Origin of the sequence: Cryobacterium sp. TMT4-31, from assembly GCF_004403385.1 — a bacterium.
Lineage (GTDB): Bacteria > Actinomycetota > Actinomycetes > Actinomycetales > Microbacteriaceae > Cryobacterium > Cryobacterium zongtaii.
This window is the reverse complement of record NZ_SOGI01000043.1, coordinates 180,093-197,345: the sequence shown is the minus strand read 5'-3', so window position 1 is coordinate 197,345 and position 17,253 is coordinate 180,093. Positions and strand designations below refer to the sequence as shown.

The window sequence follows — 17,253 nt, the reverse complement described above, 5'->3', positions numbered from 1 at the left end:
AGGGCCCGCGCCGGGCGGGACTGTCCGACGCCGACGAGGTGGCCCTGCTCGCCGCCCGCGCCGCCGGCTGATGCCCCCGCGCCCGCCCGGCCGCCCGTACCAGGCGGCCGGAACCGGCGCCGGCACTAAGCTGCGGCCATGACCCCCATCAAGGATGATGACCGTCCGACCGAGGAACCCACGGTGCCTGAGCTCCTCCAGCCCGGCGAGCCACCGTTCCAGGCGCTGTTCCCGAACCTGGACCGGGTGTCCCGATCCTCCTGGCGCAAGGGAACCGTCAGCCGCCGACGGATCGGCCGCGCGACGGGGCTGCTGATCGGTGTGATCGTGGTCATCGGGACGTTGGTGGTGGGCAGCGTCATCCTCTGAGCCCCTCCAGTCTGCTGCGCCGCCGAGGCGCTCTGAGCCCCGAAAATTCACCTCACCGTGACCGGATGTTCCCCCGCCGGAAACCCGCCCGAAACGCAGCCGCCGAATTGCGCCAAAAAGTGTCCGATCGCCCTGAACGAGGGGCAGTGGCAGCGCCCGCGGCTCGATAAGCTGAGAGCGCATGACTTGCCAGGGGCGTCGAGTCTGTTTGCTGTTCATTCGTTCGGGAGGGGACGGGACGCGTCGTGCTATTCGAGGCCGCTGCACTGCTGACTGCCTCGCTCGCCCTCGTCGGGGTGGGCGGGCCCGTCCTGATGCCCGAATCCTCGCAGGTCAGCGTCTACGAGACCGTTTCGGCCCGGGTCGCGGACCGTCAGAGCGATGCGGGCGCCTCGCAGGCCTCGGCTGAGCTCGAGGTGCAGTCGGCCGCTGCCATCGACATCGACGTGGCCTCCCTCCGCACCATGACGGGGTCGAATCTGCTCGTCGGTATGTCCCAGCTCGCCGTCGCGGAGTTGAGGAGCTTCGTGGCCGATTACCCCACCCGCGTCGACTCGGTGCTGGCGACTCCGCCCGAAGCCACGGTGGTGTCGGCCTGGTGGACGCTGCTCGACTCCACCCAGCGGGCCACCCTCACCACGGCGACCCCGCGGCTGGTCGGCAACCTCGACGGCGTGCCGCTGGCGCAGCGCAGTCGCGCGAACGAGCGATACCTCAGTGAATCCCTCGCTGAGGCCAAGCGGGTCCTCGCCGGCCACTCGTCAGATGCCGAACGCTCCCTGGCCAGCGGCCGGGTTGCCGTGCTCAGCCAGGTCCAACTGGCCCTGAAACCCAGCGACGGCGGGCCCAAACGCAGCCTGATCCTGCTCGACCCCAACGGGTCGGGGCGGGCGGCGATCGCCCTGGGCAACCCGGACACCGCCGACTACATCGGCTACCTGGTACCGGGAATGAACTACCGGGTCGAGCCCGCGATGGTCAACTGGACCACCGTGGCCGACGACGTCTACCGCGAGCAGCGTGCGGTCCTGGCCGCACGCAAGAAGGCGCCGGCCGCCACCACAACCGCACCCGGCACAGCGTCCGTCACCCCGGCATCCGCCACCGGCAGCCGGCTTGTCTCGGGGTACCCGGATGCCGCGGCGACCACAGCGAAGACCGTGGCCACGATCGCCTGGATCGGCTACGAGGCGCCCGACGTGTTCTCCGTCGGCTGGCGTGACCGTGCGGTGGCCGGCGCCGCCTTCCTCGAGACCTCGTGGGCCGGCGTGCGCGCCAGCAGGGGAGCGGACCAGCCCTTCATCTCGGTGTTCGCGCATTCCTATGGTTCGACCGTCTCGCTCATGGCGCTGGCCAACGGCTCCGTGCAGGTGGACGCCCTCGTCGTGGTCGGTTCACCGGGTAGCGAAATCCAGTCCGCCGACAAGCTCGAGGTCGCCAACGGGAACGTCTTCGTCGGCAAGGCGGACTGGGACCCGGCGGTCAGCTCGGCGTTCTTCGGCAGCGATCCCGGCGCCTCCTCGTACGGTGCCAGGGCACTCGGCGTGGACGGGGCGACCGACACCGTCACCGGCGCCTGGCTCGGCGGATCCCTCGGCCACAACGACTATTTCAGGCCCGGAAGCGAGTCCCTGCACAACATGGCGCTGATCGGCACCGACAACGCGGACCTGGCAACCGACGACGACGAATAGAATTGGAGCTTCCGCTTCGATTTTCTTGGGAGTTTCATGTCTGAAATCACGGCCGAGCAGGTTGCGCATCTGGCCAACCTCGCCCGGATCGACCTCAGCTCGGCAGAAATCGATCGCCTCACGGTCGAACTCGGCCAGATCGTCGACTCTGTCGCCAGGGTCGCCGAGGTCGCGACGCCCGACGTCCCGGCGACCAGCCACCCGATGCCGCTGACGAATGTGTTCCGTGACGACGTCGTCGTGCCGTCGCTCACCGTCGACCAGGCCCTGTCCGGCGCCCCCGACCGTGCCGGCGACAAATTCCGCGTGCCCGCCATCCTGGACGAGGAGTAACAACGTGACCAGTCTTATCAACCAGACCGCCGCCGCCCTGGCCGGTCTGCTCGCCGACGGCTCGGTCAGCTCCGTCGACGTCACGCGCGCCCACCTCGACCACATCGACGCCGTCGAGCCCGATGTGCACGCGTTCCTGCACGTGGCCCGCGACGCCGCCCTGGCCACCGCCGCGAGGGTCGACGCCCGTCGCGCCGCTGGCGAGAAGCTCGGCCCGCTGGCCGGCGTTCCGATCGCCATCAAGGACGTGCTCGCCACGCACGACATGCCCACCACCTCCGGGTCGAAGATCCTTCAGGGGTGGATCCCGCCGTACGACGCCACCGTGGTTCGGCGCATCCGCGACGCCGACCTCATCCCGCTGGGCAAGACCAACATGGACGAGTTCGCGATGGGCTCCTCCACCGAACACTCCGCCTACGGCCCCACCCACAACCCGTGGGACCTTGACCGCATCCCCGGCGGCTCCGGCGGTGGCTCCGCGGCCGCCGTCGCCGCGTTCGAGGCACCGTTGGCGCTCGGCAGCGACACCGGCGGATCCATCCGTCAGCCCGCCGCCGTCACCGGTTCCGTCGGCGTCAAGCCCACCTACGGCGGCGTGTCCCGCTACGGCGCGATCGCGCTGGCCTCCTCGCTCGACCAGGTCGGCCCGGTCACCCGCACGGTGCTCGACGCCGCGCTGCTGCACGATGTGATCGGCGGGCACGACCCGCTCGACTCGACATCGCTGACGGATGCGTGGCCGTCGATGGCCGCCGCGGCCCAGGCCGGGCTGGCCGACGGTGCCCTCAAGGGGGTGCGGATCGGCGTGATCAAGGAACTCAACGGAGCGGGTTTCCAGGCCGGTGTCAAGCAGCGTTTCGAGGAGACCCTGGCCCTGCTGTCCGCGGCCGGCGCCATCGTCAGCGAGGTGAGCGCCCCGAACTTCGAGTACGCGGTCTCCGCCTACTACCTGATCCTGCCCGCCGAAGCCTCCAGCAACCTGGCCCGCTTCGACTCGGTGCGCTTCGGCATCCGGGTCAACCCGGAGGACGGCCCGCTCACCAGCGAGCGCGTCATGGCCGCCACCCGCGACGCCGGCTTCGGCGACGAGGTCAAACGCCGCATCATCCTGGGCACCTACGCCCTCAGCGCCGGCTACTACGACGCTTACTACGGCAGCGCCCAGAAGGTGCGCACGCTGATCCAGCGCGACTTCGCCGCCGCGTTCGACAAGGTCGACCTGCTCGTCTCTCCCACGGCGCCGACCACGGCGTTCAAGTTCGGCGAGAAGACCGAAGACCCGATGGCGATGTACCTCAACGACATCACCACCATCCCGGCCAACCTCGCCGGCATCCCCGGCATGAGCCTGCCGATGGGCCTCGCGCCCGAAGACGGCCTCCCGGTGGGTCTGCAGGTGATGGCGCCCGCCCGCGCGGATGCCCGTCTGTACACCTTCGGCGCCGCCGTCGAGCAGCTGCTCGAGGCACACTGGGGGCACACCCTGCTCAGCCAGGCACCCGCTCTGGCCAACATCGAAATGTTCGCAACCGAAGGGGGAGCCGTCTGATGGCGAAAGCCGAATTGATGGACTACGACAAGGCCCTCGAGCTGTTCGAGCCGGTGCTCGGCTTCGAGGTGCACGTCGAACTCAACACCAAGACCAAGATGTTCTGCGGCTGCGCCAACGAATTCGGTTCCGGTGCCAACACCAACACCTGCCCCACCTGCCTGGGCCTGCCCGGCGGGCTGCCGCAGGTGAACCGCCAGGCCATCGAGTCCTCCATCCGCCTGGGCCTGGCCCTGGGCTGCGAGATCGCCGAGACCAGCCGGTTCGCCCGCAAGAACTACTTCTACCCCGACACCGCCAAGAACTTCCAGACCTCCCAGTACGACGAGCCGATCGCCTTCAACGGCCAGCTCACCATCGAGCTGGAGAGCGGCCGCCAGGTGACCGTGGACATCGAGCGCGCGCATATGGAGGACGACGCAGGCAAGCTCACCCACATGGGTGGCGCGGCAGGACGCATCCAGGGCGCCGACTATTCACTGGTCGACTACAACCGCGGCGGCGTGCCACTGGTGGAGATCGTCACCCAGATGATCGAGGGTGGCGAAGCCGACTCGCCCGAGATCGGCAAGACCTACGTCGCCGCCATCCGCGAGATCGTCAAGGCGCTCGGCGTCTCGAACGCCCGGATGGAAGAGGGTAACGTGCGCTGCGACGCGAATGTATCCCTGCGCCCGCGCGGCTCGAACATCCTGGGCACCCGCACCGAGACCAAGAACGTCAACTCACTGCGCAGCGTCGAACGCGCCGTGCGCTACGAGATCCAGCGCCAGGCCGCGCTGCTGCACGCCGGCGGCACCATCACCCAGGAGACCCGGCACTGGCACGAGGACACCGGGGTGACCTCCGCCGGCCGGCCCAAGAGCGACGCGGACGACTACAGGTACTTCCCCGAGCCCGACCTGGTGCCCGTCGCCCCGTCGCGTGCCTGGGTCGAAGAGTTGCGCGCCACGCTGCCCGAGCCCCCCGCGGCCCGCCGCAAGCGGCTGCAGGCGGACTGGGGTTTTGTGAACCTCGAGTTCCAGGATGTGGTCAACTCCGACCTCCTCGACGTTCTGGAGGCCACCATCGCCGCCGGCGCGCCCGCTCAGTCCGCCCGCAAGTGGTGGACCGGCGAGATTGCCCGTCTGGCCAACGCCGCCGGCGTGACTGCCGAGAGCCTCGTGACCCCGGCCCAGGTGGCCGCGCTGATCGAGCTGATCACCGACGGCACCCTCACCGACCGCCTGGCCCGCCAGGTGCTCGAGGGCGTCATCGCCGGCGAGGGCACCCCCAGCGAGGTCGTCGCCAGCCGTGGACTGGCCGTCGTCAGCGACGACGGGCCGCTGATTGCGGCCATCGACGAGGCCCTCGCCGGGCAGCCCGACGTGCTCGCGAAGATCCGCGACGGCAAGGTGCAGGCCGCCGGCGCCGTCATCGGCGCGGTCATGAAGGCCATGCGCGGCCAGGCGGATGCCGCCAGGGTGCGCGAACTGGTGCTCGAACGCGCCGGCAGCGCTCCGGTGGAGTCTGCACCTTCGGAGTCGGTGGAGTAATGGCGCTCTGGAGCCGCCGGCCCGCGGACGCCCCGTCAGCCGACGGGGCGGCCGCGGTGTTCGGCGTCGGCATGCAGGTGGTGGTGCGGCTTGACCGCAGCCGCTACCCCGACTCGATGGTGGAAGACCCGATCGGGGTCATCACCGCGCCAGGCGAGCTCGTCGGCTCGGCGCTTTATGCACCCGTCGTGGGCAAGGAAGCGGTGTGGGTGGTGCACTTCGAGGAACCGTTCTACGGTCTCGACGGCACCGGCCCCCACGAGTCGGCCCGGGTGTCGCAGGGTTCGCTCGAGGCAGCTCCGGAGTCGTGATCGCCGTGGCCGACCTCAACCAGCCCGCCGAGGCCGACATCCGTCGGTGGCGGCGGTATCTGGCCGATGAACAGGCCGAGGCCGCCGTCTACCGTGATCTGGCCGGTCGGCGTTCCGGCGAGGAACGCGACATCCTCCTGGCCCTCGCCGAGGCAGAGGGCCGGCACGAAGCGCACTGGCGCCACCTGCTCGGCGAGCGGGTTGGAGCGCCCCGGAAGGGTGCGCTGCGCACCCGGGTGCTTGGCCTGCTGGCCCGCAGGTTCGGTTCCGTCTTCGTGCTCGCGCTCGCCCAACGCGCCGAGGCACGGTCGCCCTACGACGGGGACGCCGATGCCACCAGCGCCATGGCCGCAGACGAGCGTATCCACGAGGAAGTCGTTCGAGGCCTGGCCGCCCGCGGCCGCCAGCGGCTGTCCGGCACCTTCAGGGCCGCGGTCTTCGGCGTCAACGACGGTCTGGTGAGCAACCTCGCCCTGGTGCTGGGCATCGGGGCGACCGGGGTGCCCACCGCCACCATCCTCTTCACCGGCATCGCCGGCCTGCTGGCCGGAGCCCTGTCGATGGGTGCGGGGGAGTACGTGTCGGTGCGTTCCCAACGCGAGCTTCTCGAGGCATCCACCCCGAACCCGGCCACGCGCAGCGTGCTCTCACACCTGGACGAGGCCGCCAACGAACTGACCCTCGTGTACCGTGCCCAGGGCATGACGCCCGAAGACGCCGAGGTACACGCCCGTGAGGTGCTGCGCACCGTGGCGGTCGCCACCGGTGCGCTCGACGTGAGCCGGCTCGACGGCTCCACCGCCGCACTTGTCGACGAGCACGAAGCCATCGGCACCGGCATGGGCGCCGCGATCTCCAGCTTCTGCTTCTTCGCCTCCGGGGCCCTGCTGCCGGTGCTGCCGTACCTGTTCGGCATGCAGGGCGTCGCTGCGATCATCGTCGCCGCGGTCCTCGTGGGCCTCGCGCTGCTGGCCACCGGCGCAGTCGTCGGACTGCTCTCCGGCGGTCCGCCGCTGAAGCGTGCGCTGCGTCAGCTTGTGATCGGCTTCGGAGCCGCCGGGGTCACCTACCTGCTCGGACTGCTCTTCGGCACCACCGTCGCCTAGCGCCCGGCCTAGCGCCGCAACTGTTGCCGGTGCGGACAAATGGTCCCGGTGTGCCGGGCGCACTTGTCCGAACGAGCAACAGTTGATCGGCGCGGGCGGACGCGGCGGCGGCGGTCAGCGGCGGTCGTCGCGGCCGGTGAGGGCCAGCAGCCGGGACTGCAGCGGAGCGTCCTCGGGCATCGGCACCGGGGAATCGAACAGGCCACTGGCCTCCAGCGCATCCCGCTGCGGCTCGAACACCGTCCAGACCGCCTCGATCAGAGCCGGGTCCAGGGTCTCGTCGGCCGCCGTCGCCCTGGCCAGGTCCCAGGAGTGAATCGTCACGTCGGAGACCTGCTCGCGCAGGTAGTCCAGCACCGTGACGGTGTCGTAGGAGAGTTGCACCGACGCATCCGCAGACGCCGCCTGCCACGCCGCGGTGGCCAGTGAGGAGTGCGTGTGCCATTCGGCAACGAGGTCGTCCCCGAGCGGGTCGACGCGGCGCCGGGCCTGGTCCAGGGTCAGCCCGGCCAGCAGCGGCGGGATCCACTGCTGCTCCCGAACGACGTGGCGCACCAGATCACCGACGGTCCACTCCTTGTCGGGCGTCGGAGCGTTCCAATCGTCCACGGCTGCGATGCGCCGGCCGAATTCACGGTGCGCCTGTTTCTGCAGGGTGTACCAGTCGATCGACGGAGCTGCGCTGGCGGAGGTGGTGTCAAGCACAGTTTTTTCGGACAGAGTCTTTTCAAGCACAGTGGGCTCACTTCGTTGATTGTCGTGCGGCATCCGCCCAGAGGGGAAAGTCCGTGCTGGGTGCAACGACGCTCGGCCCGCGGGCATTCCGGGTCCGCCGGAAATCTCCCCGTCAGTGCGAGAAGTTCCGCCGTAGAAGCTAGGTTCGACAGAGAACACCGCCGGGCTCTGTCCTCGGCCCTACCGCGACGAGGTCCACATGCCAGCTTCCAGTGCCCCGGGTTCCATCGCCGTCATGCTGCCGCGAGACCTGCCCGCAGCGCAGTTCGTGGCTTACGCGCGCCGCGCCGAGGAACTGGGTTTCACCGAGATCTGGGTGGTGGAGGACTGCTTCTTCCGCGGGGGCATCGCCCAGGCCGCCGTGGTGCTCGCCGCCACCACGACCATAGTTGTGGGAATCGGGATCCTGCCCGCCGCAGCCCGGAACCCCGGCTTCGCGACCCTCGAGATCGCCACCCTCGCCGAACTTTTCCCGGGTCGACTGCAGGTGGGCGTCGGGCATGGCATGCCCGTCTGGATGCGGCAGACCGGCAGCTGGCCGACCAGCCCCCTGGCCATGCTCGCCGAGAACATCGACCTCATGCGTGCCCTGCTGCGCGGGGCCTCCATCACGACAGCCGGCCGCTACGTCCAGGCGGATGCCGTGGCCTTGGCCGGTCCGCCGTCCACGGTGCCGCCGATCCTGGCGGGCGTGCGCGGACCGAAGTCCTTGCACCTGGCCGGCGCCTGCGCCGACGGGGTGGTGCTGGCCGAGCCCGTCACCCCCGAATACCTCGCTGCCGCGATCGGTGCCCTCGATGCCGGCCGCGACGCTCCGCCGGAGGGCTTCGGGTTCCCCGGCCTCCGCCCCCCGTCGGCTGCCCGTCACGTGGTGGCCTACAACGCGGCCGCCGTCGACGAGGACCCCGCCGTGGCCCGCAACCTGGTGCGCCCGGCTCTTGAGTGGATCGGCGACCCCGATTGGGCCCCGCACATCACGGTGCTGCCCTTCGCGAAGGAGTTCGCCGCCCTGCGCTCGGCCAGCGCCAGCCGGGCTGACTTCGCGGCAGCGATGCCCGAGAGCTGGGTCGATCAGCTCGCGGTGGTCGGCACCGCCGCATCCGCTCGCCGCCGCATCGATGAGCTGCACACCGCCGGAGCCACGAGCGTTGTCCTCATCCCGGCCGGTCCCGACCCTGTGAAAGCGCTGGAGTCGCTGGCCACGGTCCTGTCGGTCCGGGCTGGTGCCGCCTAGGCTGACACCAAAGCGAAGGAGCAGACTCATGGGATTCCTCGATCGCCTCCTGGGCCGACCCGAACAACCGGAGCCGACCCGCACCGCGCCGGCCCCGCAGCGCACCGACGACGAGATCGCCGTGGAACGCTACAGGTACCTCTTGCGCACCGCACCGCCGGAGACCATTGAACAAGTGCACACCGAAGCGTTCAGCAAGCTCACCGACGAGCAGCGCGACCTGCTCTTCCAGCAGCTGACCGAGAACGCGATGGAGGGTGAGCGCCCGGCGAACGCCGAACCGGCCACCCTGGCCAAGTCCGCCACCCGGGCCGAACTCCGCCAGCCGGGCACCCTGGACCGGGTCTTCGGCGGCGACCAGGCCGGCGGCCGGCAGGGCCCCGGCTTCGGCAGCATGCTCGGCGCTTCCCTGCTCGGTACCGTGGCCGGCTACGTTGTCGGCTCGGCGCTGGTGGGCGCGTTCCTGCCCGATATGGGCGGCGAGGCGGATGCGGCCGGTGACGCCGGCACCGACTCGGGCGCCGAGACCACGGCGGACTCAGGCGATTCCGGCGGCGATTTCGGTGGTGACTCCGGCGGCGGTTTCGGTGGCGACTCCGGCGGATTCGGCGATTTCGGCGGCGGTGGAGATTTCGGCGGTTTCTAGCTCGATGCCGACCCCTCCTGCCTGTACTCTCGAAGGTAGCTTCGAGTTGGTTCCGGCCGGAGCGGCAGAAGGGTGTGGTGCGGCGTGAGCAGGCAGGATGGCAGCGACCGGCAGACCACCGGCGCCGATGTCGACGACACGACCGCCACCATGCTGCACATAGACATGGATGCGTTCTTCGCGTCCGTCGAGTTGCTCGACCACCCCGAACTCGTGCACCTCCCCGTCGTCATCGGCCACCGCTCCGGTCGGTCCGTGGTGACAGCGGCCAATTACGTCGCCCGCAAGTACGGGGTCAACTCGGCTATGCCGATGGCCATCGCCCTGCGCCGCTGCCCGGCCGCCATCGTGCTCGAGCCGCACATGGGCCGGTACGTGGAGGTGTCCCGCCAGGTGATGGGCATTTTCACCGACATGACGCCGATGGTCGAGCCGCTCAGCATCGACGAGGCGTTCCTGGATGTCGCGGGCGCCCGGCGTGTGCACGGTTCACCCGCCGAGATCGGGCGGAAGATCCGCGCCCGTGTGTTCGCCGAGACCGGACTCACCTGCTCGGTCGGCGCCGCGTCGACTAAATTCGTGGCCAAGCTGGCCTCCGGACGGGCCAAGCCCGACGGGCTGCTGGTGATCCCCGCGGAGGACACCATCGCTTTCCTGCATCCGCTGCCCGTCGGCGCCCTCTGGGGGGTGGGCGCCAGCACCGAACAGGTGCTGCTCGGGCTCGGGCTGCGGCACGTGAGCGATATCGCGCACGCCCCCCTCGAGATGCTGCAGCGTGCCGTCGGCGTCGCCAGCGCGCACAAACTGCACGATCTGTCCTGGGGCATCGACCCGCGCACGATCAACCTCGAACGCGAGGAGAAAAGCGTCGGCCACGAGGTGACCTTCGAACATGACGTCACCGATGTCGCCCGGTTGCGCAGCGAACTCCTGCGCCAAGCGGATGCGGTGGCCGCCAAGCTGCGCGGCAACGGCCTCGTCGCACGGACTGTGGTGCTCAAGCTCCGCTACGCCGACTTCAGCACGGTGACCCGGTCGCGCACCCTGGCCGAGCCCACCAACGTGGGCCGGCGGATATACGAGGAGGTCACCGCGAGCTTCGACGTGCTCGCGGCCCGCGGCATCCGGGTGCGCCTGATCGGAGTGCGGGCCGAGCAACTCGGCTCCGGCGATGGTGCCGGCATGGGCCTGTGGGACGATGACGACGACTGGCGGGAAGCCGAACTGGCCGTGGACACCGTCACCGCCCGGTTCGGCCGGGGGATCGTGCGGCCGGCCTCGCAGCTGGGCGGCGGAAGTGCTCCGAAGCGTGATGTCCATCCGTTCGGAACACCGAACGCCGGGACGCCGCAGGGAGAGGGGGAGTAGCCTCTCACCATGACTAATCTCGCCTTGAAGCTCGCAGAAAACGCTCGATCCATCGGCGTCAGGTCGGCCTACGGAGACCCCGTGCAGATCGAGGGCGTCACGATCGTTCCGGTGGCCCTGGTGCAGTACGGCTTTGGCGGTGGCGGCGAAGGTGACGAGTCCGCGGCGGCCGGCGGTGGCGGCGGTGGCATGGCCATCCCGATCGGCGCTTACGTTAAGTCCGGCGGAGCGGCCCGCTTCGAACCGAATGTGATTTCGCTGCTGGCCGTCGGCATCCCCTTCGTCTGGGTCGCCGGCAAGGCCATCGCGCGCATCATCCGCGCGCTCAAGCGCTAGCACTAGCAGCGAGATCCTCGCGCGCAGAAATTGTCGCGCGACGCCTTGCATTGCCCGGATGCGCCCGGGGAGTTCTATACTCGAAGCTGAACACGGGAGTCCGGTGAACCGGGCTGAGAGGAAGCTACTTCAGCTTCGACCGTCGAACCTGATCTGGATCATGCCAGCGCAGGGAGGCTTCTCAATCCCGTGCCCAGTATTCCTCTACGGAAAGGGCACGTACAGTGCACGCGTCAATCAACACCCAGCCTTCCAGGACTTCGTCCGCCACCTCTCTCTCCACGTCGCGGAAACCGCGGGTGCTGAAATGGCGGGTCGTCGACATCGTCGTGGCCAGCGTCATCGGCGTCGCCAGCGGCGTGATCTTCTGGGCATGGGGCCTGGCCTGGTCGCCGCTGAGCGCCCTCCTGGCCTTCACCCCCGGGCTCGAAGGACTCCTGGCCGGCGGCTGGCTGTTCGCCGGGGTGCTCGGCGGACTCATCATCCGCAAGCCCGGTGCGGCCGTCTACACCGAGGTCGTCGCCGCCGTCGTCTCGATGCTCATCGGCACCCAGTGGGGCTTCTCCACCCTGATCTGGGGTGTCGTCGAGGGGCTGGGCGCGGAGATCGTGCTGGCCCTGTTCTTGTACGCCAACTGGCGCCTGGGCGTGGCCCTCCTGGCCGGCGCCGGCGCGGGCATCGCCGTTGGTCTGCTCGACACCACCTTCACCAGCTACGCGGCCCTCGACATCGGCCCCAAGATCGTCTACCTGGTTTCCGCCGTCGTCTCCGGCACCGTGCTCGCCGGGCTGCTGTCCTGGCTGGCGGTGCGCGGACTCGCCCGCACCGGCGCGCTGAGCCGGTTCGCCGCCGGCCGCGAATCGGGCCCGACCGACCGGGTCGACACCCAGCCTGCCCGGTGACCCGCACCGGATGCCCGCTCCGCGTCGCCGAGGCCCGGCCGTGACCGGCGCCAGGGTCACGGCCTCCGGCTGGGGCTGGCGGCACGCCGGCCGGTCCCGCCCCGCGGTCTCCGGGCTCGATCTCGACATCCGCCCGGGGGAGCGGGTGCTCGTGCTCGGACCCAGCGGAGCCGGCAAGAGCACGCTGATGCACGCCCTCGCCGGTGTGCTCGGCGATGACGAGGACGGCGACGAGACCGGCGAACTCCTCATCGACGGCCGCCGCCCCAGCGCGTCCCGCGGCCGGGTGGGCCTCGTGCTGCAGGACCCGGACTCGCAGGTCGTGCTTGCGAGGGTGGGCGACGACGTCGCCTTCGGCTGTGAGAACCGCGCCGTTCCGCGCGCCGAAATCTGGCCCCGGGTCGGTCGGGCCCTCGCGGACGTGGGCCTGGACCTGCCTCTGCGGCACCCGACCAGCGCGCTCAGCGGCGGCCAGAAGCAGCGCCTGGCCCTGGCCGGGGTGCTCGCCATGCGCCCGGGCCTGGTGCTGCTGGACGAACCCACCGCCAACCTCGACCCTGACGGTGTCGTCGAGGTGCGCGACGCCGTGCTGCGCTCCGTGGAGGCGTCGGGTGCGACCCTCATCGTGATCGAGCACCGCGTCGCGGTCTGGCAGCACGTCGTGGACCGCATCGTGGTGCTCGACCCGGCCGGCGGCATCCTCGCCGACGGACCCACCGACAGCGTGCTCAGCGCCGAAGGGGAGCGGCTCGCCGCCGCCGGAGTGTGGATACCCAGGTTCCCACCCGCGACGCCCGACCGGCGCCCCCGCTCCGACGGTCCCGGCGCGGAAGTCCTGCTCAGCGCCGATGACCTCGCCGTCGGACGGGTGCCGTTCGCCCGCAAACAGGCCGTCGTCGTCGCACACGGCCTCGACCTCGCCCTGCGCGCCGGCACGGCCACGGCTCTCACCGGACCCAACGGCACCGGCAAGTCGACTTTCGCGCTCACCCTGGCCGGGCTTCTGGCCCCCGCGGGCGGGCGGTTGACCGCAACGGATGCCCTCGCCGGGGGACTCGGGCCGGCCCCGCACCGATGGCGCTCCCGCGACCTGCTGGCGCGCATCGGCACCGTCTTCCAGGACCCCGAGCACCAGTTCCTCGCCGGGACCGTGCGTGCCGAGCTCACCATCGGCCCCCGCGCCCTCGGCCTGGGCGGGGCCGAGCAAACTGAGCGAGTGGACGCGCTGCTGCACAGACTGCGGCTGGACCGTCTCGCCGACGCCAACCCGTTCACCCTGTCCGGCGGCGAGAAGCGCCGGCTGTCCGTGGCGACGGTGCTGGCGACCCGGCCCCGGCTGCTCGTCCTCGACGAACCCACCTTCGGGCAGGACTCCCGCACCTGGGCCGAGCTGGTGCGCCTCCTCGCCGAACTGCTGGACACCGGCACCGCCGTCCTGGCGGTCACGCACGATGAGCAGTTCGTGGCCGCGCTGGCGGATGCGCGCCTCACCCTGGTGCCTGGAACCGGGCCGGCGAGTGGCCGCAGCGTGACCGCCGGGCTGCGCGCGCCCGCCGGAAGGGAGGCGTCGTGAGCCTGATGACGCCGGAGATCCGGCCCAGTGCGATCGCTGGAGTGAACCCGGTCGCCAAGCTCGCCGTGGCGCTGGTGATCAGCTGCGCCCTGATGCTGTCCATCGATTGGGTCTCGGCCGCCGTCGCCCTCGCACTCGAGGCTGTGCTGCTGGCCTGGTGCGGGCTGAGCGCCCGCCAGTTCTGGCTGCGCACCGCACCGGTGTGGATCGCGGTTCCCTTCGCCGTGCTCACCACGGTGCTCTACGGACAGGACTCCGGCGCCGTGCTGTTCAGCGCCGGCTTCGTATCGGTGACCGAGGGGTCCGTGGCCCTGGCCCTCGCGATCGGGTTGCGGATCTTGGCCATCGGCATCCCCGGGATCGTGCTGTTGGCCACCACCGATCCCACCGACCTCGGTGACGGCCTCGCGCAGGTGCTGCGCCTGCCGGCCCGGTTCGTGCTCGGCGCCCTGGCCGGGCTGCGCCTGGTGGGCATGTTCATCGACGACTGGCACTCCCTGGCCCTGGCCAGGCGGGCCCGCGGGGTGGGCGACGGCGGCGGCCTGCGCGGCCGCGCCCGCCGGTTCGGCGGACTCGCCTTCGCTCTGCTGGTTCTTTCGGTGCGACGGGGCAGCAAACTCGCCACGGCCATGGAGGCCCGGGGTTTCGGCAGCGACGAACCGCGCACCTGGGCCAGGGAATCGGTCTTCGGAGTGCGTGACACACTGGTCGTCCTGATCGGGGCTGCCATCGCCGCCGCGGCGATCTCGGCAGCCGTTCTGGCGGGGACGTGGCATTTTGTGCTCGCCTGACCTGGTCGCACCGGTGCTCGCCGCCATCAGGGCGCTGAACCGCAATCCGGTCGGCGACCGGGCCGTGATCCTCATCGACGGTCCCAGCGGCGCGGGCAAGAGCACCCTCGCTGACGCCGTGCTGGCCGCCTGGCCGGGACCGGTGGCGCCGACACTGGTGCGCCTCGATGACATCTACCCGGGCTGGGGCGGCCTGGACGCCGCCGTCGACCAGGTCGGCCGGCTGGTGCTCGGCGCCCGGCACGCCGGCCGACCAGCCGCCTGGCAGCGGTACGACTGGGCGGGGGCGGTCCCGGCCGAATGGCATAGCGTCGACCCCGACCGGCCGCTCGTGATCGAGGGCTGCGGTGCCCTGGCCCGGGCGCATGCCTCCCTGAGCGACGTCAGGGTGTGGCTGGATGCCGACGACGGCATCCGCAAGCGGCGGGCGTTGGCCCGTGACGGCGGCGGGTTCGAGGCGCACTGGGACCAGTGGCAGCACGACTGGGAGGCCTACCGAGCCAGGGAGCAGCCCCAACTATCGGCCGGCGTCAGTCTCACGGGCACCCCGCCTGGGCTTGGGCGCTCCGGCGGCGCCTGAGGCGAAAACCGGGCCTGAGCAGTAAGTTGGGGTCATGACTACCCCGCAGAGTGAGAACACCGAGTACACCGTGGAATTCGTGGACGGTCCCCTCGAGGGCCAGACCGACAGCCGCGTGCTCCTGCACGGCAAGCACGACGCCCGGATCAGCATGGTCGCCGCCGTCGACAGCATGGAATCGCTGTTCTGGTACGACGAGGTCGACAGTCGAGAGGTGCAGGGCAAGCTGCACGTGCGCTACGCCTTCGACTCGTCGGACAGCGATCCCGTCGAATCTGACGACGCTCCGGTCTGAACCGGTTACGCCCACCCGCTGACGCCCACCCGCTGACTACCAGCTGGCGACGAGGGCGCTGACCACGGGGACCGGGTGCAGCAGGCGCCAGCCCGGACCCGGGTCGGTCAGACTGCTGTCGAGCTCCAACGTCGACGAGACGCTCTCCCCGAACGCATCCACCGTGACCCGGCCGATCTTGGCTCCCGCACGCCCCGTCGTGACGTCGTCGAGCGTCACGACAGGGTCGGTGCCGGCGGCGGCCTGCCAGCCGAAGCGGGTCTTGGGGGTGGCGACGACGGCATCGGCCGAATCGCCCCACGCCGTCGTGAGGGTCGCGTATCCGTCACCCTCCGCCAGGATCGGAAGCTCCGTGACCCCCGCCCGCGCCGAGGCCATCAGGGCCGTCAGGTCGGCCGTGAGGGTGTCGTAGTCCGGTTCGCCCAGGAAGGCACCCGCGAAGGTGAAGGCCTTCTCGCCGGCGACGACGGTGCCGGTGAACAGGAAGCAGACCCCGCCGGATTCGGTGTAGCTGCGCGAGATACCGGTGATCCCCTCTTCGGGCAGATACTCCGTGGTGTTCCTGACGCCGCGCTGGCCGACCAGAGCGGATGCCGGCTGCGCGATGATGTCCGCGACCACGGGGTTCGTCGCGGCCAGGCCCGCGACGCGCGCCAAGTCGGTGCCGGTCCCGGCGCTGCCGTCGAGGAGGCCGTTGGCGTCGACCACCGTGGTGTTCGGCATGCCGTTGGCGGCCAGCCAGGCGTTGGCGGCGATGAGGTAGGCGTCGACGGAGCCGAACGCCCAGCGGGCCAGGGTGTCGGCGTGGTTATTGCTGGAGCCGAGGATCATGGCCTGCAGCATCTCGCGCTCGGTCCAGCTCTCGCCGGGAAACACGATGACGGTGCGGGCATCCTGGGCCGTGTAGTCGAGGTAATCCTGGTAGTCGGCGGTGACCAAGGAGTAGGCCGGTCCGGGTTCGCCGGCCGCGAGGGGCTTGGCGTCCAGCACGACGAGGGCCGTGATGATCTTGGCGGCGGATGCCATCGGCACCGGGTCGCTGCCGCCGCCGATGGCAATGGTGTCCACGCCGAGCGTCGCGGGTGCGGGCTCGACGGGGTCGCCGCCGGTCGCGGTGTCGTTCGTCGCGGTGTCGTCCGTAGCGGTGTCGTCCACCGCGGTGACGGCGAGCAGCCCACTGGAGCCGGCGGCGGGCAGCACCGGGGTGGACGCCGGCACGGCACTGTTCGGAGCGGTGACGGTGACCGTGGCGCTGGGCAGCGGGCCGAGCAACGTGGCCGGCCCATACACCCCGATCATCAAGATCACGAGAGTTCCTACCGAGATACCGAGGACACGGCCAGGTCGAAATCTACTCATGGTTCAGGGTAGCCGACCGCGCTCAGGCTGCGGCTCACGCCCAACCCAGCTCGTGCAGCCTGTCGTCGTCGATGCCGTAGAAATGCGCGATCTCGTGAACGAGGGTCACGTGAACCTCGTCGCGCAGCTCGTCCAGATCCTCGACGATGGCCAGCAGCGGTTCGCGGAACAGAATGATGCGGTCGGGCATCTCACCGAAACCGTACTGGCCGCGTTCGGTGAGGGCGACGCCGTCGTAGAGGCCCAGGGTGTCCAGGGTGCCGTCCTCTGGACGGTCCTCGACGACGAAGATCACGTTCTCGAGGCCGTCGACCATGTCGTCGGGGAGCAGATCGAGCTGATCGATGACGAGTCGTTCGAAGTCGTCGTGGCTGAGCGTGAGCATCCACTCAGCATGCCATGTGGCGCACGCAAAAAGTCCCGGCCTGTTGGGCCGGGACTTCTTGTTTCATTGGGGTGAGTAACGGGGCTTGAACCCGCGACCTCCTGGACCACAACCAGGCGCTCTACCAGCTGAGCTATACCCACCAAGTG

General features: G+C 70.2%; 19 protein-coding genes, 1 tRNA gene and 1 riboswitch. Of the genes, 16 read left to right on the top strand and 4 right to left on the bottom strand.

Going from position 1 to position 17,253, the window contains the following annotated elements; all coding sequences use genetic code 11:
• Positions 1-138 precede the first annotated feature (138 nt).
• The 7 genes from E3T19_RS10545 to E3T19_RS10515 all read left to right on the top strand — a co-directional run bounded on the left by E3T19_RS10545 (position 139) and on the right by E3T19_RS10515 (position 6,900).
• The gene (locus E3T19_RS10545) at positions 139-369 is read left to right on the top strand and encodes a hypothetical protein (protein WP_088456440.1); all 231 of its coding nucleotides are present in this window, start codon (positions 139-141) and stop codon (positions 367-369) included.
• 245 nt (positions 370-614) lie between these two features.
• On the top strand, positions 615-2,063 hold the full coding sequence (locus E3T19_RS10540) for an alpha/beta hydrolase (protein WP_088456439.1): 1,449 nt from the start codon (positions 615-617) through the stop codon (positions 2,061-2,063).
• A gap of 36 nt (positions 2,064-2,099) precedes the next feature.
• A complete protein-coding gene (gene gatC / locus E3T19_RS10535) occupies positions 2,100-2,396 on the top strand; it encodes an Asp-tRNA(Asn)/Glu-tRNA(Gln) amidotransferase subunit GatC (RefSeq protein ID WP_088456438.1) in 297 nt (98 codons plus the stop codon).
• A gap of 4 nt (positions 2,397-2,400) precedes the next feature.
• Positions 2,401-3,948, top strand: a complete 1,548-nt coding sequence (gatA, locus tag E3T19_RS10530; RefSeq protein ID WP_088456437.1) for an Asp-tRNA(Asn)/Glu-tRNA(Gln) amidotransferase subunit GatA — start codon at positions 2,401-2,403, stop codon at positions 3,946-3,948.
• Entirely contained in the window at positions 3,948-5,483 is a 1,536-nt protein-coding gene (gene gatB / locus E3T19_RS10525; protein WP_088456436.1) for an Asp-tRNA(Asn)/Glu-tRNA(Gln) amidotransferase subunit GatB, read from the top strand. The genes gatA and gatB overlap by 1 nt, the downstream gene beginning before the upstream one ends.
• The gene (locus E3T19_RS10520) at positions 5,483-5,794 is read left to right on the top strand and encodes a hypothetical protein (RefSeq protein ID WP_088456435.1); all 312 of its coding nucleotides are present in this window, start codon (positions 5,483-5,485) and stop codon (positions 5,792-5,794) included. Before gatB ends, E3T19_RS10520 begins: the two co-directional genes overlap by 1 nt.
• Positions 5,791-6,900, top strand: a complete 1,110-nt coding sequence (locus E3T19_RS10515) for a VIT1/CCC1 transporter family protein (protein WP_198414989.1) — start codon at positions 5,791-5,793, stop codon at positions 6,898-6,900. The genes E3T19_RS10520 and E3T19_RS10515 overlap by 4 nt, the downstream gene beginning before the upstream one ends.
• Before the next feature lie 114 nt (positions 6,901-7,014).
• On the opposite strand, the gene E3T19_RS10510 is transcribed toward E3T19_RS10515, so the two are convergent.
• A complete protein-coding gene (locus E3T19_RS10510; protein WP_240632192.1) occupies positions 7,015-7,605 on the bottom strand; it encodes a TIGR03086 family metal-binding protein in 591 nt (196 codons plus the stop codon).
• Between the two features lie 229 nt (positions 7,606-7,834).
• Here E3T19_RS10510 and E3T19_RS10505 point away from each other — a divergent pair, with 229 nt between their 5' ends.
• The 9 genes from E3T19_RS10505 (at position 7,835) to E3T19_RS10465 (ending at position 15,360) form a co-directional block, all read left to right on the top strand.
• Positions 7,835-8,869: an LLM class flavin-dependent oxidoreductase gene (locus tag E3T19_RS10505; protein ID WP_088456433.1), complete on the top strand. Its 1,035-nt coding sequence runs from the start codon at positions 7,835-7,837 to the stop codon at positions 8,867-8,869.
• Between the two features lie 28 nt (positions 8,870-8,897).
• Positions 8,898-9,515, top strand: a complete 618-nt coding sequence (locus E3T19_RS10500; protein WP_088456432.1) for a hypothetical protein — start codon at positions 8,898-8,900, stop codon at positions 9,513-9,515.
• An 84-nt stretch (positions 9,516-9,599) separates the two neighbouring features.
• Positions 9,600-10,883, top strand: coding sequence for a DNA polymerase IV (gene dinB / locus E3T19_RS10495; protein ID WP_134408759.1), 1,284 nt, complete (start codon positions 9,600-9,602; stop codon positions 10,881-10,883).
• Positions 10,884-10,892: 9 nt separating this feature from the next.
• Entirely contained in the window at positions 10,893-11,219 is a 327-nt protein-coding gene (locus E3T19_RS10490) for a hypothetical protein (RefSeq protein WP_088456430.1), read from the top strand.
• Between the two features lie 82 nt (positions 11,220-11,301).
• Positions 11,302-11,412, top strand: a riboswitch (TPP riboswitch).
• 31 nt (positions 11,413-11,443) lie between these two features.
• Positions 11,444-12,121, top strand: coding sequence for an ECF transporter S component (locus E3T19_RS10485; RefSeq protein ID WP_134408758.1), 678 nt, complete (start codon positions 11,444-11,446; stop codon positions 12,119-12,121).
• Between the two features lie 10 nt (positions 12,122-12,131).
• Positions 12,132-13,694: an ABC transporter ATP-binding protein gene (locus tag E3T19_RS10480; RefSeq protein ID WP_134408757.1), complete on the top strand. Its 1,563-nt coding sequence runs from the start codon at positions 12,132-12,134 to the stop codon at positions 13,692-13,694.
• Positions 13,691-14,485, top strand: coding sequence for an energy-coupling factor transporter transmembrane protein EcfT (locus E3T19_RS10475; protein WP_370294271.1), 795 nt, complete (start codon positions 13,691-13,693; stop codon positions 14,483-14,485). The genes E3T19_RS10480 and E3T19_RS10475 overlap by 4 nt, the downstream gene beginning before the upstream one ends.
• Positions 14,486-14,498: 13 nt before the next feature.
• A complete protein-coding gene (locus E3T19_RS10470; protein ID WP_241980147.1) occupies positions 14,499-15,065 on the top strand; it encodes an ATP-binding protein in 567 nt (188 codons plus the stop codon).
• A gap of 34 nt (positions 15,066-15,099) precedes the next feature.
• Positions 15,100-15,360, top strand: a complete 261-nt coding sequence (locus E3T19_RS10465) for a hypothetical protein (RefSeq protein WP_088456427.1) — start codon at positions 15,100-15,102, stop codon at positions 15,358-15,360.
• Between the two features lie 36 nt (positions 15,361-15,396).
• On the opposite strand, the gene E3T19_RS10460 is transcribed toward E3T19_RS10465, so the two are convergent.
• From E3T19_RS10460 to E3T19_RS10450, 3 genes are all read right to left on the bottom strand, one after another.
• Entirely contained in the window at positions 15,397-16,659 is a 1,263-nt protein-coding gene (locus E3T19_RS10460) for a D-alanyl-D-alanine carboxypeptidase family protein (RefSeq protein ID WP_241980152.1), read from the bottom strand.
• 94 nt (positions 16,660-16,753) lie between these two features.
• Positions 16,754-17,104, bottom strand: coding sequence for a metallopeptidase family protein (locus E3T19_RS10455; protein ID WP_103432014.1), 351 nt, complete (start codon positions 17,102-17,104; stop codon positions 16,754-16,756).
• A gap of 67 nt (positions 17,105-17,171) precedes the next feature.
• A tRNA-His gene (locus E3T19_RS10450) sits at positions 17,172-17,247 on the bottom strand.
• Positions 17,248-17,253 lie beyond the last annotated feature (6 nt).